Origin of the sequence: Psychrobacter sp. MES7-P7E, assembly GCF_002863645.1 — a bacterium.
Lineage (GTDB): Bacteria > Pseudomonadota > Gammaproteobacteria > Pseudomonadales > Moraxellaceae > Psychrobacter.
Map to the genome: position 1 here is coordinate 24,770 of NZ_PJBU01000099.1, position 19,550 is coordinate 44,319.

At 44.3% G+C, this 19,550-nt stretch carries 18 protein-coding genes; 8 read left to right on the top strand and 10 right to left on the bottom strand.

The window, feature by feature from the left end; genetic code table 11:
- Window positions 1-24: 24 nt before the first annotated feature.
- Window positions 25-684 (bottom strand): DsbA family oxidoreductase, encoded by a 660-nt coding sequence (locus CXF62_RS08350; protein ID WP_102093856.1) that lies wholly within the window; start codon window positions 682-684, stop codon window positions 25-27.
- 383 nt (window positions 685-1,067) lie between these two features.
- Between CXF62_RS08350 and nfsB the strand changes: the two genes are divergently transcribed.
- From nfsB to CXF62_RS08385, 7 genes are all read left to right on the top strand, one after another.
- The gene (gene nfsB / locus CXF62_RS08355) at window positions 1,068-1,724 is read left to right on the top strand and encodes an oxygen-insensitive NAD(P)H nitroreductase (protein ID WP_102093857.1); all 657 of its coding nucleotides are present in this window, start codon (window positions 1,068-1,070) and stop codon (window positions 1,722-1,724) included.
- Window positions 1,725-2,079: 355 nt separating this feature from the next.
- Window positions 2,080-2,751, top strand: a complete 672-nt coding sequence (locus CXF62_RS08360; protein WP_102093859.1) for a 2Fe-2S iron-sulfur cluster-binding protein — start codon at window positions 2,080-2,082, stop codon at window positions 2,749-2,751.
- Window positions 2,748-3,740, top strand: coding sequence for an FAD binding domain-containing protein (locus tag CXF62_RS08365; RefSeq protein ID WP_102093861.1), 993 nt, complete (start codon window positions 2,748-2,750; stop codon window positions 3,738-3,740). Before CXF62_RS08360 ends, CXF62_RS08365 begins: the two co-directional genes overlap by 4 nt.
- A 2-nt stretch (window positions 3,741-3,742) precedes the next feature.
- Entirely contained in the window at window positions 3,743-6,166 is a 2,424-nt protein-coding gene (locus CXF62_RS08370; RefSeq protein WP_102093862.1) for a xanthine dehydrogenase family protein molybdopterin-binding subunit, read from the top strand.
- Between the two features lie 111 nt (window positions 6,167-6,277).
- Window positions 6,278-7,615, top strand: a complete 1,338-nt coding sequence (locus tag CXF62_RS08375) for an XdhC family protein (protein WP_102093864.1) — start codon at window positions 6,278-6,280, stop codon at window positions 7,613-7,615.
- Window positions 7,612-8,334 carry a nucleotidyltransferase family protein gene (locus tag CXF62_RS08380; protein WP_102093865.1) on the top strand — a complete coding sequence of 241 codons (723 nt, stop codon included), beginning with the start codon at window positions 7,612-7,614 and terminating at the stop codon, window positions 8,332-8,334. Before CXF62_RS08375 ends, CXF62_RS08380 begins: the two co-directional genes overlap by 4 nt.
- Window positions 8,335-8,406: 72 nt before the next feature.
- Entirely contained in the window at window positions 8,407-8,958 is a 552-nt protein-coding gene (locus CXF62_RS08385) for a GNAT family N-acetyltransferase (RefSeq protein ID WP_102093867.1), read from the top strand.
- Window positions 8,959-8,977: 19 nt separating this feature from the next.
- Here the strand turns inward: CXF62_RS08385 and CXF62_RS08390 are convergent, their stop codons facing one another.
- From CXF62_RS08390 to CXF62_RS08415, 6 genes are all read right to left on the bottom strand, one after another.
- Window positions 8,978-9,658 (bottom strand): class I SAM-dependent methyltransferase, encoded by a 681-nt coding sequence (locus tag CXF62_RS08390; RefSeq protein WP_102093868.1) that lies wholly within the window; start codon window positions 9,656-9,658, stop codon window positions 8,978-8,980.
- Between the two features lie 401 nt (window positions 9,659-10,059).
- Window positions 10,060-10,674: a hypothetical protein gene (locus tag CXF62_RS08395; protein ID WP_102093870.1), complete on the bottom strand. Its 615-nt coding sequence runs from the start codon at window positions 10,672-10,674 to the stop codon at window positions 10,060-10,062.
- A gap of 140 nt (window positions 10,675-10,814) precedes the next feature.
- On the bottom strand, window positions 10,815-11,438 hold the full coding sequence (locus CXF62_RS08400) for a hypothetical protein (RefSeq protein ID WP_102090408.1): 624 nt from the start codon (window positions 11,436-11,438) through the stop codon (window positions 10,815-10,817).
- Window positions 11,439-11,562: 124 nt separating this feature from the next.
- Window positions 11,563-12,312 (bottom strand): PhnD/SsuA/transferrin family substrate-binding protein, encoded by a 750-nt coding sequence (locus CXF62_RS08405; RefSeq protein WP_102093871.1) that lies wholly within the window; start codon window positions 12,310-12,312, stop codon window positions 11,563-11,565.
- 3 nt (window positions 12,313-12,315) lie between these two features.
- Window positions 12,316-12,810 carry a PAS domain-containing protein gene (locus CXF62_RS08410; RefSeq protein ID WP_102090406.1) on the bottom strand — a complete coding sequence of 165 codons (495 nt, stop codon included), beginning with the start codon at window positions 12,808-12,810 and terminating at the stop codon, window positions 12,316-12,318.
- 177 nt (window positions 12,811-12,987) lie between these two features.
- Window positions 12,988-13,350, bottom strand: coding sequence for a roadblock/LC7 domain-containing protein (locus CXF62_RS08415; protein ID WP_010201036.1), 363 nt, complete (start codon window positions 13,348-13,350; stop codon window positions 12,988-12,990).
- Window positions 13,351-13,971: 621 nt separating this feature from the next.
- Here CXF62_RS08415 and gdhA point away from each other — a divergent pair.
- Complete coding sequence (gene gdhA / locus CXF62_RS08420; RefSeq protein WP_102093873.1) at window positions 13,972-15,318, top strand: NADP-specific glutamate dehydrogenase; 1,347 nt, start codon at window positions 13,972-13,974, stop codon at window positions 15,316-15,318.
- A 114-nt stretch (window positions 15,319-15,432) separates the two neighbouring features.
- On the opposite strand, the gene hutI is transcribed toward gdhA, so the two are convergent.
- The 3 genes from hutI to hutH all read right to left on the bottom strand — a co-directional run bounded on the left by hutI (window position 15,433) and on the right by hutH (window position 19,460).
- A complete protein-coding gene (hutI, locus tag CXF62_RS08425) occupies window positions 15,433-16,710 on the bottom strand; it encodes an imidazolonepropionase (RefSeq protein WP_228153205.1) in 1,278 nt (425 codons plus the stop codon).
- A gap of 108 nt (window positions 16,711-16,818) precedes the next feature.
- Window positions 16,819-17,874 (bottom strand): formimidoylglutamase, encoded by a 1,056-nt coding sequence (gene hutG / locus CXF62_RS08430; protein ID WP_102093876.1) that lies wholly within the window; start codon window positions 17,872-17,874, stop codon window positions 16,819-16,821.
- A 23-nt stretch (window positions 17,875-17,897) separates the two neighbouring features.
- The gene (gene hutH, locus CXF62_RS08435) at window positions 17,898-19,460 is read right to left on the bottom strand and encodes a histidine ammonia-lyase (RefSeq protein WP_102093878.1); all 1,563 of its coding nucleotides are present in this window, start codon (window positions 19,458-19,460) and stop codon (window positions 17,898-17,900) included.
- Window positions 19,461-19,550 lie beyond the last annotated feature (90 nt).

Below are 19,550 nucleotides of genomic sequence, written 5' to 3' on the forward strand. Positions count from 1 at the left end.
GACATTTTTATAACGTCAGGTGGTTTACTCAGTCATGTTCATGTTGGCCAATTGCTCTAAGATACTGACATAGTTCTCGACCCCTTGAGCGCCGCTGACCAGATGACGCTCATTAAAGATAATCGCTGGTACACTTTGGATGCCTTGCTGTTGCCAATGCTGCTCTTCTGCTCGTACTTCTTTCGCAAAGAATTGACCTTCTAACACTGCCAATGATTCACTACGATCAAGCCCAGTCTCTGCTGCAATATCGGCAAGCACGTTGATATCGGAGATATCTCTGTTATTGGTGAAATGCGCGGCAAACAAGGCTTGCTTTAATTCATGCATGCGGCCTTGTTGATCAGCGAAATGTATCAGCTGATGCAAGTTAAAGGTGTTGTGCATGCGTGTATCATCATTGAAATTAAATTCAAAGCCAACTTCTTGTCCAGCTTCAGTCATTCTGACTCGGCTAGCATCTGATTCTTGTTTAGTAGAGCCGTACTTCTCAATGATGTGTTCACGTAGGTTTTGACCTTCACTTGGCATATTTGGGTTTAACTCAAACGGATGCCAGTGGATAGTGTGAGCGGTATTGGTTTGCTCAAGTGCTGCTGCCAATTGACGATAGCCGATAACGCACCAAGGGCAGACGACGTCTGAGACGATATCTATTCGGAGTGGTTTTTCTGATGTGCTCATATTTCCTCACGGGTATTATTATGTATGTTTTGTTTGGGATATATAGATAGTGGCATATCAGTTGGAATCAAGCAGATATACCTAGTTATCAGACAACTATAACTAGTTACCATGTATCAAGTCAGTTCATACTAAGAGAATGACTAAGTGATTACAATGTAGTCTGCGCAGTCGGCGTCGCCAATTCGGTAGCGTAATTGTAACCATTACTAATAAGAAAGTAGGCGTTTTTGCAATACGCTGACTCAGTCATAACAAAACCTACGAATACTTAACCAAGCAAGCATAGTTATAAAATAGCTTTTTATTTAAAGTGACTTCGTTAAATAGCAATCGAAGAAGAAAAATTCTAAGAAGAACAAATATCAATAACGGAGTCATAGATGAAAAACATCACTGAAGCAATGAACTGGCGCTACAGCACAAAAGAATTTGATACCGATAAGAAAATCTCAGCAGAAGATTTCCAAAGTCTAAAGGATATTTTGCGCCTTAGTCCTTCGAGTACCAACATTCAGCCGTGGCATTTTGTCATTGCTGATGATGAAGCAGGTAAAGCCCGAATCGCAAAAGGCACTGAGGGCATGTATGAGTTCAACGATGCCAAAGTAAAAGGTGCCTCGCACGTCATTGTATTCTGTAGCCGTGTCTATGCTGATGATGAGTTTTTGGATGACATCTTAGAAAAAGAAGATGCAGATGGTCGTTTTGCAGAGCCAAAATTTAAAGAGCAAATGCATGAGACGCGTAAAATGTTTTTGGACATTCGTCGTTATGAGCAAAAGGACGAACCACATTGGTTGATAGAGCAATTGTATCTTAATATGGGCGCTTTGCTACTAGGGGCAGCAGCTTTGGGTATTGATGCGGTTCCGATGGAAGGGGCGGATTTGAAAGCACTTGATAAAGAGTTTGATTTACGTAGTAAAGGCTACACCGCTGTGGCAGTCGTATCACTTGGTTATCGTAGTAAAGATGACTTTAACGCTGAATTACCAAAATCACGTTTTGATGAAGAAACGATTATCACGAAGGCATAGCCAGTTATTATCTAAGCAAAGAACATTTTTGATAGACAGATCTACTAAATACTATACGTAAAAATTCTATTTAAGAGCCTCGTAAACTGACTGTTTATGGGGCTTTTTTTTAGGGACTTCCTTTGAAATAACGTTAAAAACTGATGATAAAAAATATACTACCTATTAGCAGCGCTAACATTTCGAGTAGCAGCGCTAATATTTCGAGAATTTTGCAGATTAGAAACTACACTGGAATCCCTACAAAGTAAAAACAAAACAACTGTTTTCATACGTCATAATAAATTTATTGACATTGTCATTTTGAAGCGTATTTCACCACTCTATTATATTCACCTGCCAGCGAGAAGCCAGCATGTCTACTTTGACCTTAACAATCAATAAGCAAGATTATCAGCTCGAAAATCTTGACGCTCGTACGACACTGCTCGACGTCTGTCGTCAGCACCTACAAATTACTGGACCCAAAAAAGGCTGCGACCATGGTCAATGCGGGGCTTGTACCATGCTCATCAATGGACGACGGGTCAATTCCTGTCTGACACTCGCCGTTATGCATGATGGTGATGACATCACAACGATCGAAGGCATCGGGATGCCAGAGTCATTATCGGCATTGCAGCAAGCGTTTAAAGACAATGACGCTTTTCAGTGTGGGTACTGTACGCCAGGTCAGATTTGTTCAGCGACCGCATTGATAGAAGAAGTGAAACAAAATTGGCCAAGCCATGTTAGCACCGACTTAAAAAATCCTGATGGTCTCCTTGTACAAGAAATTGCTGAGCGCATGAGCGGTAATATCTGCCGTTGCTCAGCTTATCCAAATATCATTAAAGCCATTTCACAAGTGCTTGAGAGTCAGGTTTCAGAGAGTCAAGTATCAGAGTCTAGTACTCAAACAACAGACAACGCAGTGCAAAACTCAAGCGTGACAGGTATCTGGTCACCGCCACCGAGCGAGGCGCAACTTGGTAGGACCTCAGCGAATAACAAGACAGCAACTGCTACAACAGGAGGCCGCTCATGAAACGCTTTGAATATAGTCGTGCTGATGCACCAGAGCAAGCGGCAATATCTGCTAGTACCAAAGATGCGTCTTTTATCGCAGGTGGTACCAACTTGTTAGACTTGATGAAATTGGAGATTGAAACGCCAATTAAATTGGTTGATATTACCCGTTTAGAATTAGAGCAAGTCGAAACCACTGCTGACGGTGGTTTGCGTATCGGTACGCTTGTGACCAACAGCGATTTGGCAGCGCATCCTGAGGTTATTGCAAATTATCCAGTATTATCCCGAGCGATTTTGGCAGGAGCGACTGGTCAGCTGCGTAATAAAGCAACGACTGGCGGTAACTTCTTACAGCGCACCCGTTGTTATTATTTTTATCAGACGGACAGCGCCTGTAATAAGCGTGAACCGGGAACCGGTTGTCCAGCTATTAATGGCGAGAACCGTACGCTAGCTATTTTGGGCACGAGCGATGACTGTATTGCTCAGCATCCATCTGATATGGCGGTAGCAATGCGCTTGCTTGATGCCACTATCGAGACAGTTAAAGCGGATGGATCGACTCGTTCTATCAATGTGAAGGATTTTTATTGCTTACCAAAAGACACGCCGCATATCGAAAACGTATTGGAAGCAGGTGAGCTGATTACTCACGTTGTATTACCTGCACCTGTCAAAGGTATGCATACTTATGACAAAGTGCGAGATCGCGCCTCATATGCGTTTGCGCTCGTGTCCTGTGCCGCAGTGATAGACGCTGATGATAACGGTAATCTAAAAACGGTACGATTGGCATTTGGTGGTATCGGTACGGAGCCATGGCGTAACGAGGAAGTTGAAACGTTGTTAATGGGTACTGATGGCAATAATGATGTTATCGCGCAAGCTGCCAATCTGTTATTGAATGATGCCAAAGGTAATGGTCAAAACGACTTTAAAATACCGTTGACGCGTCGCCTACTAAAACAAGTCATTCAGCGCGCACTAGCGGGCGAGGGAGCATAATCATGTCATTATTTGAATCAATCACTCAGTCAGAACCGACCAAAAAAATGACCATGGATGAGCCTGTTGAGTCTTTGTTTAGCACAACAGCGAGCAAACTGGTTGGTAAGCCAATTAACCGTGTTGATGGTTCCCTAAAGGTTAGCGGTCAAGCGAAATACAGTGCCGAAATATACTTGGACAATCAAGCCTATGGTGTATTGGTAGGCGCGACCATTGCTAAAGGTCAAGTTGAGAGTATCGATAGTGACTCTCTAAAAGGCATTCCTAATATTATTAAAGTCGTGACCGATCCTGAGCACTTTTTGCGTAACTCTCAACAAGGGACAAAAACTAAAGCACCCAAGCAAGGGGTTAGCGAGATTTTTTATCATGGTCAGCCTATTGCTGTCGTGGTTGCTGAGACTTTTGAGGCGGCAAGAGAAGGCGCTAAAGCGCTGAAAGTGACTTATAAGGATGAGACTGACCAAGCGGCACTGAACTTTACCCAAGAGCTCTCTAACGCACATGCGGTAGATGAAGAAAAAGGCTCTGATAAAAATAATGTCCAAGGCGATCCAGACCAAGGCTTAGCTGATGCGGCAGTGACCGTTGATCGCTTTTATCATACCCCAAGTCAAAGCAACTCTCCGATGGAGCCCCATACAACGTTGGCTCATTGGGAAGGCGATAAGCTCGTTCTGTATACTTCCAATCAGATGATCGCTTCTTGCAAACAGCAAGTCATGGATGCTCTGGACCTAAATAAAGATCAAGTACAACTGATCGCACACTATGTGGGTGGTGGATTCGGTAGTAAGCTCGGTATTGCTCCTGAATCTATTGCAGCGGCGATTGCTGCGAAAGATCTGGGTCGTCCTGTGCTAATCACGATGACGCGTTCACAAGTGATGGAAGCAACGGTCAGACGCTCAAACACGCGTCAGCGTATCGCTATTGGTTGTAATAAAGAAGGTATTATCAACACATTTATTCATGATACTACGACCAGTAATTTGCCAGGAGAAGCTTTTTTTGAGCCGACGGCATTATCTACCCATTATCTATACCGTGGTGAAAACCGCCGTGTACATTATCAGATGGTAGATATGAATCAAGTATTATCAGGCTCGATGCGTGCGCCGGGTGAGGCGGTGGGTTTGATTGCGGTTGAATGTGCCATGGACGAGCTAGCCTCACAGCTGGACATTGATCCAATCGAGCTGCGCCGCCGTAATGAGCCTGAAGAGGACCCTACCGAAGAGATTCCTTTCTCCACCCGTCAGCTAGTCGCTTGTATGGAGAAGGGCGCTGAACAGTTTGGTTGGGATAAGCATAATCCCAAGCCTGCCAGTCAATTAGAAGGTGACTGGTGGATAGGTACAGGCATGGCGGCGGCTGCCCGTGGTAACCAATTACAGCCATCTGAAGCACGTGCAACCTTACAGGTAGATGAGTCAAAAGCACTTGGTATCAAAGCAGTTATCGAGACAGACATGACAGACATCGGTACAGGGTCTTATACGGTGTTTTCTCAGGTAGCGGCAGACCTGTTAGGACTGCCTATCGACCATGTTGAGATGAAACTAGGTGACAGTGCATTGCCACCAGCATCAGGCTCAGGTGGCAGTTGGGGTGCTGCGAGTGCGGGTAGTGGTGTCTATCTTGCTTGTGAGCAGCTGCGTGAAATGCTAGCAGAAAAAGTTGGTCTGTATCCTGACAACATTCAGTTAGACAATGGTCAAATCAAGAAAACAGGCGAGCATGCTTTAACGGCAATGGAAGCTGCCAAAAAGAGCGGCCAATCATTTGCTGACAGCACTATTGATAAGCTATCGCAAACCACAGGGCTTTCGCTATCAGGACAGTCAGCATCACAAGAGTATGATTTTGATAATACAGAGTCTTATGCGCTTGCGGATGTGGTCGCTGACTATGATGAGCAAAAAATCACTGCCAAAGGCCAGATAAAACCGGGTAAGAACGGTAAGAGCCATCGCCAAGCCTCTTTTGGTGCGAACTTCGCTGAAGTGGCGGTTCATAAAGTCACTGGTGAGATTCGGGTGAAACGTATGACAGGTGCATTTGCCGCTGGTCGTATTCTTAACCATAAAACAGCGACTTCGCAATGCTATGGTGGCATGGTATTCGGTATTGGCTCAGCGTTGATGGAAGAGGTCATCCACGATAAACGTGACGGACGCCTGTGTAACCATGATCTCGCTGAATATCATGTGCCAGTCAATGCCGATGTACCACAGTTAGATGTGATATTGGTAGAAGAGGATGATCCTTATACCAACCCAATGCATATCAAGGGCATTGGGGAGACTGCTATTGCTGGTGCTGCCGCCGCGATTGCTAACGCTGTCTATAATGCCGTCGGCGTACGCGTTTATGATTTTCCGATTACGCTTGATAAATTGCTTTACGAGATGCCAGAGTAAATTTTTAAGCCATATGTACGACAGCAACCCGCTTAATGAGCGGGTTTTTATAACTCAATCAGCAGTATATTTCGTTATTATCAAGAAAATAACTACCAAATAAGAGGCGTTATGAATCAGGTCGCTGACATTCTTAAGCTGGCAATCAAAGCTAAGCAACAAGGTATTGATGCTGTATTGGCAACGGTTGTACGTACTGAAGGCTCAGCATATCGCCGTGCTGGCGCGATGATGCTCATCTGTGAGGATGGTCGCTCAGTTGGGATGATTAGTGGTGGCTGCTTGGAGCCGCACATTATCAAACGTGCCTTCTGGCTTACTCGTAACGGTGCCAATGTGCAAGTTTATCAGACGGGTGATGACATTCAATATGCTGACGATGGCCAAGCGCAAGCAGGTGCTAAAGAAACTAAGTCTGATATATATGATGGGCCAGATAGCGATTTAGATAACGACTTAAATAGCGGCTTAGATGAAGCGGATTTTGATGAGCTTAATTTTGGATTGGGCTGTAATGGGCGAGTGCATGTATTGTTTGAGCGACTAACGACAGCAACGCCATTGCTAGAGACAATCCGTAATGTTCGACGTACTCAGCAGCCGATTACTGTAGCGACTTTGATTCGTGCTAACGACTATCAGCATCAAGGTTCTGTATCGCAAAACAGGGATAACTTGCAAATCGGGATGCGGATTAATTTAGATGAATACCGCAGTTTGGGAAGCGTTTCTGCACTAGGGAAGACAGCGTTTTCAAGCATACTTGCCAATACCGTAGAAGAGTTAGCAGAATATAAGCTATCTGATAAAAATGCCGAATATGTGACGGTGGAAAACGGCAAGGTAACAACAGAGTGGCTTGTGCAACGCCTGCAACCACAATTGCGTCTATTGATTTGCGGTGCAGGTAACGACGTGATGCCACTAGTGACCATGGCCAAGCTACAAGATTGGCATGTGACGGTCGTAGACAGTCGCTCGCAATATGCGACGCGTATGCGGTTTCCTCAAGCAGATGTTGTGATGTCGATACCCTTAGATGACCGTGAGACTTTGCTTAAGCTCAGTAATAACGCAGCCGTCGCTCTGATGTCACACAGTTTGAGTCAAGATCGTGCTCGCCTAGCAATACTGCTCGAACATCCAGACAATTATAGATACTTAGGGCAATTGGGGCCGCGCTATCGTACTGAACGCTTGATTAATGAGATTAGCATGAATCTTAGCAATCCTACTATGTTAGAAGCTGGCATTCATAAATTGCATTATCCGATTGGTTATAAGCTGGGCGGAGATGGCCCTGAGGCACTCGCGCTTGGCATCATGGCAGAGATTAATGCAGTCATGCACAATCAAGATGCTCCAGTAAGTGGTTCGCATAACAATGTTTCAGATATCCCAGCGGTGAGTAGTAATACAGATGCCAATACTGTCCAGAGTGGCGTATGAGCAAGCGTGCATTTACAGAAGGTGCTGAACATACAAAAAGTACTGAACAGCAGAGCCAAAACCATGCGGTCATCATCTTGGCAAGTGGCCTCAGTCAGCGCCTTGGCCAACCCAAGCAGCTACTTGTTAAACATGGCGATCCGTTAATTACTTATATGACTCGACTGACAACAACTACCAATCCGAAAGCCATCGTCGTTGTCATTCCTGATAACCATCGTTTGATTGCTAGTACGATTACAGAGTTGGCTAATCAATATCCAACGGTTCAAATAGTGGTGAACTCACAAGCTGATACTGGTATGGCGCATAGTTTGAGTCTGGGTGTTGAGGCAATTGTTGCTCTTGAATCAACTTCAATCGATCGAGTGCTCATCATGGGAGTAGATCAAGTATTATTAGATGAGCCACATTTAACAGCTTTGCTAGCGGGCAAGCAGACGGTAGTGGCCAGTCGCTATCACAGTTGGCAAGATTTAGCGAAACATCAAAATCGAGATCAAACGGTGTCTGATATTATAGGTCTGCCTTTAGCAGTTAACTATAAATTGCTTAGACAGTGGCAGTCAGAATTGATAGGAGATAAAGGGCTTCGTCACCTCATTAGAGGGTTGCCCGCTGATCAAATAGGTGAGGTCGATAATGACCAACTTAGCTACGATATTGATACGCCCGAGCAGCTAGCATTTGCCAAACAACAAGGCTGGCTTGATAGCTAACTTGATTAATTTAATTGATTTTGAACAGTATTCATTTTGAACAACGAAATGCGAGAGAATAAAATTATAAATATGATAGAAACCGAACGACTGTATCTCAGACAGTGGCAAGCGAGCGACTTTGCGCCATTCGCTGAGATGAATGCTGATTCTAAAGTAATGGAATACTTTCCTAAGTTATTAACTACTTCGATGAGTAATGCTATCGCCAAAAAATGCCAGTCGCTGATTGATGATAATGGGTGGGGTTTTTGGGCGGTGAGTCTAAAAGAAACAGATACTTTTATCGGTATGGTTGGGTTAAATCATGCGCATGCCGATATGCCGTTTTCTCCTGCTGTCGAGATTGCTTGGCGCTTACATAATGACTATTGGGGACAAGGTTATGCAACTGAAGCTGCCCGAGCATCTCTGGATTTTGCCTTTGTTGAGCTAGAGATTGAGGAAGTGGTTGCCTTTACTGCCGTTATCAATAAGCGCTCACAATTGGTTATGGAGCGCCTTGGTATGACCAATACACAGGAGGATTTCTATCACCCTATGCTTGACCTTAATCATCGGCTCGCTGAGCATGTGCTATACAAAATTACTCGGCATCAGCGGCAAGATACTGTGCTCACTTAATTGCATTGACGGCTGTCTTTTACTCTGTTTGGCTACTATTATCACGCGAAAACGTCAAAATATGTCCCTTAAACGGTAAGTCTAGATAAGTCGTATTTTCAGGTTTAACGTGCTTACTACTAAAGCCAAATTCAGTCATCTTGTTGGTTAGTTTGTTTTTGCGTCCGCGACCAGGATCGACCACGATGACCTCGCAAGTCGGCATAGCATGGCGGTCAATAAACTCAGCTAATATGTCAATGTGTTGGTCTTCATAGAGCAAGTCACTGCCGATAATCATATCAAACTTGCCAAGATGGCTATTGTCCTCTGCCCAGTCTAAACGCTCAAAGTTTATCTCTTTGGTATTATTCAGCGTGGTATTTCTATCAAGGAAATACTCAACCGTTGGATGATAGTCAGTCGCTGTGATGTCCGCATGTCTATGATTCAATAGCAGACTAGAGAGCGCCATACCGCAGCCAACTTCCAAAATACGTTTGCCTGCAATATCGTAATCGAGCATATGATTGGCAAGCACCAAGCTTGACGGCCATATCACCCCAAACATCGGCCAAGAAGCAGAGCAGATACCCAAATTTAACGCTTCGTCATCAGGGTCGCTAAATTGTTGATTGTCACGCAAAGTACAAATATGAATGTCGGTATTGCCAATTTCAATCGTTTGATAACGCACGCGCACAGTGGTCAGCGAAGTCATAAACTGTCCTAAAAAATAAGCAAGAATGCAAGGTTTGGCAGGGGTTGCCGATTTCGGTAGGGTACAACGTTGAAAAAGATAATTAAAATGTTGGAAGCGGTATAGATGTTTGAAAGGTTAGAGATTTGTGGCAACTGAAGTCGTGGCAAGAAAATAACTAAATGTGTGATGAGAGTATGACCTAAATTCTCACAAGTTATTGTTAATTCTGAGAGTATTGTTATTGCTGCGTAGAGTTGGTTGATATCAGGGAGTGATATAGGTAAAGATGGTACGAAAAATTTCGTATAAGCATAAGCAGTGGGCTTAATTTGAGTTAAACGCACTGCTTATGTTTGCGTAAAAGATTGAGCTTGAGTATCGAAACAGTCGATACAGCGGAATCAATTAAGCAAGTTAAATCAGTTAAGAAATCTCAATCCAGAGGTTTTGAGTGCCCATACCAGCTCTACAAAAGCGCGACTATTGGTCAGAGGTTCGCCATCGATGATGAGAACGTAGCCTGCATTGTCTATCCATAAAAACACAAAGCTGGTCTCAGGAATGAGTAGGTCGACCTGCTGAAAAAACGAGATTGCCTGACTCTCTACTGCCCACCCACGTTGCTTTTGGCGGAGCATAAAGCCTGAAAAATCAGCGGCGGCGACACTGAGCATATCCGCTTCTTCTTGACTATAGCCAACTCGTGCCAAACAAAACCCTTCATCAGATCCAATCGCGGCTCGGCGTTTACCAGATAAGCTCGCCACGACATAAGGCAAAAACTGGTCCAATGGTAAGTTAGGCGCTGGTAAAAATAGCGACAGTTTTTCAATCCAACCTTGTTCGATGAAACCTTGTAGCCATTGTTCAGAATAACGCTGAAGCCAGTCAGCAGCGAGCAGTGTCTGATCATAAGACAGCAAATTCTGTAATGCTAGCTGCTCATCAGTCGGTTCGTTCTGTGAAAACGCCTCAAAAATACCAGCTGGCGTCAGGGTGAGATAGGTTTTATCAGCATTTAAGTAAGAAGACATAGTAACTACCATTATGATAAAAGTGATTAATAAGTGACAAATTAAGCTTCTATATCGTTGAGTTCAAATAACTTCGATACAAGGAAACCGAGCGTAAGTTATACATTAGTATGCTTAGCGAGGATGACGACGTAGCTGATTTATATGGATTTGACTATAGTTTGATCGAGATGTTGTTGGCAGTTGTCCCAGCGCGCATCGAACTGCCAATCACTTCTACCCAAGCGAAACCATACCAGCGAAAATGCGAGACGATCATTGCGCGCAGTACAATGGGCAAAAAACTCATTTTCGATTTGCTCAATCGTACCCCAGTCTTCGTCCTCACGCGCTTGCATCAGCTCAGTGGTGATATCTTTAGCGATTTCTCGGGCATCGTCGCTGCTGATACGCAGCCGTTGCTTTTGCTCATTGAGAGAAGGGGATATCAGCACACTCCAACGAGTGGCCAACATACTATTGCGCTGGATGTATCTTTTTTTATCAATGCAATCGCGAAAGCCTTGCTGGACATGAGGATACAAACGATCTTTGATACGAGTAAACAGATTGTTTACATCGTATGGGATATCAAACCAGCAACCATAAAAAAAGTCCGCTACAGCGCCTTGTAACGGCTCTTTCTCCGTCAATAGCAAAGCTGCGTTGATACGCTGCTCATGAAAGTGACGGTTGTTGGGTGCCAAAAATACTTTACGAGAGTAAAACCGAAATACTCGGTGCGCGACTCTTTCGTTTTCTTTGATCAGGTCTGAATCAGACATAATAATACCCTCCTGTCATCGCTATTATGACGACGGTGCTTGCTTCAGTGATAATGATGTCATACGACAAGCGATGATGTAGTTCAGAGAAATAGCGCTTGATATCAATACAATGGTTGAGCGACTAATCCAATAACGTCTGCATTAAATCAATCATAAACTCGGCATCTTCTTCGCTCATTGGCTCAAACCCTTGAGGCATGCCGAGCTCAGCCAAGGCTTCTTTACCATCTGCATCGTTGTGCAAATTCAGGATGGCTTCTAGGAAGATTTGTGCATCGGGAAAGTCTTCTTTGACTAGTAACACATGACTGATATCAGCCAAGTCACTTTCGATAAGTACTGACAGCTGAGTCTTGGTCAAGCGTGAAAAGCTATGAAATATCTCTGCCAAGAAAAACGCGACTTGGGCTTCACCTTTGATCACTTTTCGGGCAGCCGCTTGATAGGTCTCGGTCACATCCCAGTTGAGATCAGAGGCTTCTATATCGACGGCTTCTAGCAATCGCAAACCAATCAGTTTGACATCTCGGTTGTCAGCCATGGCGACAGTAGCCCCTGCTTGAATGTCTTCCAAACGGCTGATAGTGCTATTGGCAGCGGCTGCAATGATCATCTCGTCAGATTTACCGATAGGTCGGGCAATGGCTCGATAGCCTTGCTCGCGGATGAGAGTGGCTGCATCAAAAGGGTTGGCATAAATGATTTGAATGTCACCGGCACTAATGACCTGCTCTTGCTCAGCGTGAGAGGTAGGGATATTGAGATGCATGTTTAAGTTGGCACGTTTTTGAATCAAGGTGTTGAACATGTGCCAGCCTGCAAAGCGATCAGGCGAAAAATCAGGGGCGATTAACATATTGTGTGTCGTCATGAGTTAGCCTTCCTCATCTTGTTTCATTTGGGCATATTGAGTCATCGCCGCTTCAATTTTGCTGCGTGATGGTTTGCGTCGTACCGAGGTGTAGCCGACGGTTTCACCGCGACGCACGTTAGGCACCACAGTGGCATAGACCCAATAATGACTGCCGTCTTTGCATAAGTTTTTGACATAGCCATGCCATTTTTGTCCAGACTCGGCAGTACTCCATAAGTCTTTATAGGCAGCTTTTGGCATATCAGGATGACGCAAAATATAGTGCTGTTGGCCAATCAATTCATCTACATGATAGCCACTGATTTCGACGAAGGCATCGTTGACGTGAGTGATGATACCGGCGAGATTGGTACGCGAGACAATCAGCTTACCGTCTGGGTAGGGGCGCTCTATACCAGTATCATAGACAGTCCGTGAGGTGCCATCATGATAAGTCATTGTGATTTGCTCAGCAGGCATATCGGGTTTGTGTGCATCAGGGATTGGAGAACCCATGGTCATCTCCTTCGTTGATCGTTATATCGTCAATCCTCTATAAATTGAACACGGTGTCAGCCTTGCTTAGTCTACTACTTGTAGTACTCTCACTCGGCTTTCTTGTATTCAAATTATATTGAACCGACTATGTTTATAGTGATTAAAAAGCTAATAAGTTCGATAAGCAGTCGCTAATCAAATGAGCTTTGCCAATGCTTCTGAAGCACGCTTAATATCTAGGAATATCAAGCCAAGCTTGGCATTGGGCTTTGCCATGATGGTGAGTACGGCTTCATCGCCTGATGAGGTCATGATGACGTAGCCTTTCTCGCCTTGAATCATAATACGATCGATACTACCGCGTGCCAACTCGCGGCCTGCACGGTCACCTAATGATAATAATGCTGCTGACATAGCACCCACACGATCTTCATCCACGCCGGTTGGTAGAGCTGAAGCAATCATAAGACCATCGTTAGAGATTAGCGCAGATGCTTCAACATCTGCTGATGAACTGTTTAAGTCTTCCAATATCTGCTGAAATGAATCTGTACGCATATCGCTTTCTCTGTACTGGTGATTGGTTTTTTATTTATGAACTAATGAAGTTAGTCAAAAATATCCTTGTTTAAAGAAAGGTATTATAATTCCTTCCTAATAATATTGATATACATTTGCCCAATTAAAAGTAAATTTTTTGGACTTTTATGCCTTTTGTCATCAAATCATTACCCTTTATCTTTATTTTTTCGAGGAAAATGGTGGTTTTTTATTATGTCTAGTCGATGAGCGGTTGAAGACCTAGCAAGATCCTTGGTATTTTTTTGAATAGAGATATTCTTTGTAACTATAGATTAATGTCCATCATTGCTATCAAACGGAGCCGCTGAAATTTAGCTAATAAAAATCGCTTATAGATTCTTATGATGAAGATATTTACTAGACTTATAAGTCTCAAAAATGATATACAGTCATGAGGGATAAATGTTGACACTTCTAAATTCGTTATAAAAATACAAATTGAGTCAGCTTTTTTGATCCTATCAGTCTCTATACATAATCTTGTATAGGGGCGATTTCAGTCTTACATCAACGTTTATAGCCCTTTCGTTTACTCAATATGTTGTAGCGTCGATGTAAATAATTACTATCACCAGTTTTATCCTAAGGAAGAAATACATGAGCATCAGTGAAGCCATCCAAAAAGTCGAAGCACGTTATGCCCATCAGCCTGAATTCATTCAAGCAGTAAAAGAGGTGGCAATTACGATTCAACCTTTATACGATGCGCATCCTGAATATAGTACGTTAAAGGTATTCGAGCGTTTGGTAGAGCCTGATCGGGTATTTGGCTTTCGTATCAATTGGGAAGATGATCAAGGCGTGGTACAAGTCAATCGTGGTTGGCGTGTGCAGTTTTGCAATGCTCTAGGCCCTTACAAAGGCGGTCTTAGATTCCATCCTACCGTCAATCAATCCGTATTGAAGTTCTTAGGCTTTGAGCAAATCTTTAAAAATGCCTTAACTGGCTTGCCTATTGGTGGCGGTAAAGGTGGGTCAGATTTTGATCCTAAAGGTAAAACAGACAGCGAGATACGTCGTTTTTGCTATGCCTTTATGCGTGAGCTACATCATTACGTGAGCAAAGACATGGATGTGCCTGCTGGTGACATCGGCGTCGGTGGTCGAGAAGTTAGCTATATGTTTGCGATGTATAAGAATTTAACGCGTGAATCAACAGGGGTTATCACTGGCAAAGGCGTGGGCTTTGGTGGCAGCTTGATGCGTACAGAGGCGACTGGCTACGGTGCAGTCTACTTCTTAGAAAATATGCTCATCGCTCAGAACGATAAGCTTCAAGGCAAAAAGGTGCTGATATCAGGAGCAGGTAATGTCTCATTACATGCTGCCGAAAAAGTGAATGCGCTAGGTGGTATGGCAATAACTGTCTCTGATTCACAAGGGACGTTGCATGATGAAAAGGGTCTTAATCAAGAAAAAATTGATTGGCTCAAAAAACAAAAGCAGCAAAACAAGCCTTTAGCAGAGTATGTTGATGTTTATGGTGGCGAGTGGCTTGCCAAACAGAAACCGTGGCAGTTTGAAGCTGATATTGCGATTCCATGCGCTACTCAAAATGAAGTCAATGAAGCTGATGCCAAATTATTGGTCGAAAATGGCGTGAAGTATGTGGTGGAAGGCGCTAATATGCCGCTCACTGCGGAAGCAATTGATTGTATCCGTTTGCACCGTGTTCATTATGCACCTGGTAAAGCTGCTAATGCGGGCGGGGTAGCAGTATCTGCGCTTGAAATGTCGCAAAACTCTGTCCGTCAATATCAAACCTTTGAGCAAGTCGATGAGCGTCTAAAAGGTATTATGAAAGATATCCACGACAGTGCTGCGAATGCTTCAGAACAATATGGTCAAACTGACAATGGGTATATCGATTATATGGCTGGTGCCAATATGGTTGGCTTCAAACGTGTGGCTGATGCGTTGGTCGCTTTTGGTATTTTGAACTAGTCTTACTTATAAGTGGTAAACAAGCCTTAGTGGTTGGTTAATATGGACAAATAGCAAAGCCCCAATCATTGAATGACTGGGGCTTTTTAATTGAGATAAATAAAGGTAGGTTGATTATATTGTGTCGCGCCATTTTCCTTGAACCATGATACCTTGGATAGGGTTTAACCCCATTTGATAGGCCAAGTCAGCAGGACGAGCAATATCCCATAGCGCTAAATCAGCATCGCAGCCCACTTCTATTCTGCCTTTGTTAGATAGTCCTAACGCCTGTGCTGCATATACTGTCGAGCCTGCCAGCACTTCTTCAGGTGTGAGGTAAAACAACGTACAACCCATATTCATCGTCAATAACAGCGACGTTAACGGTGAGGTGCCAGGGTTACAGTCAGTTGAAATTGCTATAGGAACTTGATGTTTGCGTAATGCCTCAATCGGTGGCAACTTAGTGTCACGTAACGTATAAAACGCCCCTGGCAATATCACGGCAACCGTATTGCTAGCGGCCATTTTTTTGATGTCTTCTTCTGACAAATGCTCTAGATGATCGCTCGATAGTCCTTTATATTCAGCAACTAAGGCACTACCACCTATATCGGACAGCTGCTCAGAGTGCAGTTTGACTGGTAGATCTAATGAGCGCGCGACCTCAAAGACACGTCTGATTTGCTCTGTACTAAAGGCGATATTTTCACAAAATCCATCTACTGCATCAACCAAGCCTTCTGAATGCAGAATTAGCAGCCACTCGCAGACTTGCTCAATATAGTCATCTGCACGATTTTTATACTCAGGTGACAAGGCATGAGCCGCCAAATACGTGGTACTTACATGAATGTCGTATTTTTCTCCCAGTTGACGAGCGACCGTGAGCATTTTGCGCTCCGTGTCTAAGTCGAGACCATAACCTGACTTGATTTCGATACTGGTAACGCCTTCTTTCATGAGCGCGACTAAACGTTTTTCACTTTGGGCAAATAGCGATTCAATACTGGCAGCGCGGGTAGCACTGACCGTCGCGACAATACCGCCGCCTTGTGCTGCAATATCTTGATAACTAACGCCCTGCAATCGCGCTTCGAACTCATTGCTGCGGTTGCCACCATAGACGATATGCGTGTGACAATCGATAAGCCCTGGGGTTATCCATTTACCATCCACGTCTGTGATTTGGCTAGCTTGATATTTAGGCAAATGAGCAGTGATTTGATCCTGTGTGCCAACCCAAGCGATTTTGCCATTTTTGATACCGATAGCCGCGTGAAGTAGCTGACCATATGGGTTACTATCAGCTTGATTATCGACATTATCACTTGTCTCAATGCCAAAACCATGCTGCTCTGAAAAAGTAGCAATATTGGCATTGATAATAATATGATCAAATGATGTCATAGTAGATGCATCTAGCGTTTGTTCTATAGGATTTTTCGATACGGAGTTCTTTAATTCATTCATAATATGCTCCTAATTATTGTGGAGTCAGAGACCTTTATTAAAGATCTAAGCGCTAAGTAAGTACTGCTCTACAATAGTCGCTAGTAAGCGAGCAGCGACTTTGCAGCTACGACTGTCAATATCAAAGGTAGGGTTAATCTCAGCAATGTCTGCCATTTTTACTTTGCCTGATGCCATGATGGTTTTGACCATGCGCTCAACAAAACCTAGTTCAATGCCGTAAGCGGCAGGTGCGCTCACACCTGGGACGACACTAGATGGTAAGCAGTCCATATCGATGGTTAGATATATTGTATCGACCTGATCTACAAAGCTTTTGACCCGCTCAGCAAGTGTATCCCAAGGCTGATAATGACAGTCTTCATCACTAATGACCTGTACGCCCAATTGCTCGGCACGATCGAAAAGCGCCGCCGTGTTAGAGAACCGACTGACGCCAATACAGCAATAGTGAAAAGGCTGACCATGTACATCAAGATGCTCGGCAATTTGGCGAAATGGTGTCCCAGAAGTCGCTACATCAGACTGACGGATATCAAGATGAGCATCGAAATTAATAATTCCGATAGTAGGTGCTGTGTTTGTGCTGATAGTTGCTTCGCTTGTATTTTCTAATGCCTGCCATAATCCCAGAAAGCTACCATAAGCAATGGCATGACCGCCACCAAGCCCGATAGGTAATCCGCTTTGCTTAATAATAGTACTCACTGCATCGGCATATTTGATCTGTGCTTGCTCAAGAGAACTGTCGACAAAATCATCATCGTCGTGACAATGAATGTCGCCAGCATCACCCAATAAGGTTGATAATTGACCATCAAAACGTTGTTGCAAATCAGCGATGACTGGCAGCGTAGCAAAAGCTCGACGAATCAATGGCGGGGCAGCTCTAGCACCTACGCGGCCTTGATTGCGTCTGACGCCTTGATCAGATGCAAAACCAATTAGCCCAATATTTTGAGCCTCATAAGGCTGAGCAAGCTGATACCAATAGCGGGCACGCGTAGTTTCAAATGGCTCTGCACGTCCTGTCCACTGGGTCATATCAGCAGGTGTATGGCTAATACTTGTAGTCGTTGCTGCTGTTCTCGCTATTGTCATCGCTGCTCTCCGCTTATTGATCTTTATTTAGACTCGTACCAATCGCTGCGTAGTTCTTGCCAATGTTCAGCAAGCGTACCGTCTAATACCAGCTGTTTAGCTGCTTCGATATCAGGGGCGAGGTAGCGATCTTTATCATAAAAAGTCACTTGCTCACGTAGTTTTTGATGCGCGATTGTCAAAGGCTCTGACGTATCTAGTCCGTGATGGAAGTCGATGCCTTGACCAGCAGCCAGAAGTTCAATACCAATAATGGTGGCAGTGTTTTGTGCCATTTCGTATAGGCGTCGTGCGCAATAGGTCGCCATAGACACATGGTCTTCTTGGTTAGCAGAAGTCGGGATACTATCAACGCTACCAGGATGGGCGATAGATTTGTTTTCTGACGCCAGTGCTGCGGCGGTCACATGAGCAATCATAAAGCCTGAGTTGACTCCAGCATTATCAACCAAGAATGGCGGTAAGCCACCTGATAAGGTTGCATCGATCAGTAAAGCCATACGTCGCTCAGACATAGAACCAATCTCAGCGATTGCCAAGGCTAAAATATCCGCGGCAAAAGCCACAGGCTCAGCATGGAAGTTACCACCTGATATGGCGACAGGACCATCTTCGTTATTAAAGATAAGCGGATTGTCTGTCACGGCATTGGATTCGATAAGTAGCGTTTTTCCTGCTTGGTTGATGATATCAAGACAGGCACCCATGACCTGCGGCTGACAGCGTAGGCAGTAAGGGTCTTGTACGCGATCATCTTGCTCGCCATCGTGCGAGGCGCGGATAGCACTGCCTTTGATCAGTTGACGATGCGCTTTGGCGATCTCTATCTGACCATGATGACCACGTACTTCATGAATACGGGCATCAAATGGTGAGTCTGAGCCTTTGGCCGCATCAATCGACAGTGAGCCGACGATGGTTGCTGTCTCAAGTAAATCACGCGCTAAGAAATAACCACGTAATGCTAGTGCTGTTGATACTTGTGTACCGTTGATGAGTGCAAGGCCTTCTTTGGCTGCCAGTGTAATTGGCTCAAGTCCATGCTGTGCTAGGGCGTCAGCAGCAAGGACTTTTTTGCCATCGACATAGACGTGACCTTCGCCCATCATGGCTAGTGTCATATGTGATAGTGGGGCTAAGTCACCAGAGGCACCAACTGAGCCTTTTGCCGGAATGTTTGGCGTGATTTGACTGTTGATCAAACCAAGTAAACTATCAACTACCTCGCGGCGTACACCAGAAACGCCTTGTGCTAGGCTGGCGACTTTCATCACCATAATCAGTCGTACTACGCCATCTGGTAGCGCGTCACCCGTACCTACCGAGTGAGAAACGATCAGGTTACGCTGTAGCAGCTCAAGCTGGTCATCACTGATACGTGTCTTGGCAAGTAAGCCAAAACCAGTATTGATGCCATAAGCGCTTTTGTCTCGGGCAATGATGGTGCGCACATCTTCGTGTGAGGCATCTATTGCGGCATAAGCACTCTCAGGCAATGTCAATATGACAGGCTGCTCGTAGATATCACGTAGCATTTCAAAGCTAAGCTGGCGAGGGTGTAGGGTTAGTTGTTTAATGTCATTCATAGGGGTAATCCTAGTATTGTAAGTCATATAGTCATTCCACTATAAAAGTATTACAGCGTTAACCTCGCTTGAAGTATCACGTATACATCT

Excerpts from the sequence above, each read along its gene's own strand:
- CXF62_RS08360 (WP_102093859.1), top strand. The coding sequence starts at position 2,080 with ATGTCTACTTTGACCTTAACAATCAATAAGCAAGATTATCAGCTCGAA.
- CXF62_RS08370 (WP_102093862.1), top strand. The coding sequence starts at position 3,743 with ATGTCATTATTTGAATCAATCACTCAGTCAGAACCGACCAAAAAAATG.
- CXF62_RS08410 (WP_102090406.1), bottom strand. The coding sequence starts at position 12,810 with ATGGGTTCTCCAATCCCTGATGCACACAAACCCGATATGCCTGCTGAG.
- CXF62_RS08380 (WP_102093865.1), top strand. The coding sequence starts at position 7,612 with ATGAGCAAGCGTGCATTTACAGAAGGTGCTGAACATACAAAAAGTACT.
- hutI (WP_228153205.1), bottom strand. The coding sequence starts at position 16,710 with ATGACATCATTTGATCATATTATTATCAATGCCAATATTGCTACTTTT.
- CXF62_RS08375 (WP_102093864.1), top strand. The coding sequence starts at position 6,278 with ATGAATCAGGTCGCTGACATTCTTAAGCTGGCAATCAAAGCTAAGCAA.
- nfsB (WP_102093857.1), top strand. The coding sequence starts at position 1,068 with ATGAAAAACATCACTGAAGCAATGAACTGGCGCTACAGCACAAAAGAA.
- CXF62_RS08365 (WP_102093861.1), top strand. The coding sequence starts at position 2,748 with ATGAAACGCTTTGAATATAGTCGTGCTGATGCACCAGAGCAAGCGGCA.
- CXF62_RS08405 (WP_102093871.1), bottom strand. The coding sequence starts at position 12,312 with ATGACGACACACAATATGTTAATCGCCCCTGATTTTTCGCCTGATCGC.
- CXF62_RS08385 (WP_102093867.1), top strand. The coding sequence starts at position 8,407 with ATGATAGAAACCGAACGACTGTATCTCAGACAGTGGCAAGCGAGCGAC.
- gdhA (WP_102093873.1), top strand. The coding sequence starts at position 13,972 with ATGAGCATCAGTGAAGCCATCCAAAAAGTCGAAGCACGTTATGCCCAT.
- CXF62_RS08415 (WP_010201036.1), bottom strand. The coding sequence starts at position 13,350 with ATGCGTACAGATTCATTTCAGCAGATATTGGAAGACTTAAACAGTTCA.
- hutG (WP_102093876.1), bottom strand. The coding sequence starts at position 17,874 with ATGACAATAGCGAGAACAGCAGCAACGACTACAAGTATTAGCCATACA.
- CXF62_RS08400 (WP_102090408.1), bottom strand. The coding sequence starts at position 11,438 with ATGTCTGATTCAGACCTGATCAAAGAAAACGAAAGAGTCGCGCACCGA.
- CXF62_RS08350 (WP_102093856.1), bottom strand. The coding sequence starts at position 684 with ATGAGCACATCAGAAAAACCACTCCGAATAGATATCGTCTCAGACGTC.
- CXF62_RS08390 (WP_102093868.1), bottom strand. The coding sequence starts at position 9,658 with ATGACTTCGCTGACCACTGTGCGCGTGCGTTATCAAACGATTGAAATT.
- hutH (WP_102093878.1), bottom strand. The coding sequence starts at position 19,460 with ATGAATGACATTAAACAACTAACCCTACACCCTCGCCAGCTTAGCTTT.
- CXF62_RS08395 (WP_102093870.1), bottom strand. The coding sequence starts at position 10,674 with ATGTCTTCTTACTTAAATGCTGATAAAACCTATCTCACCCTGACGCCA.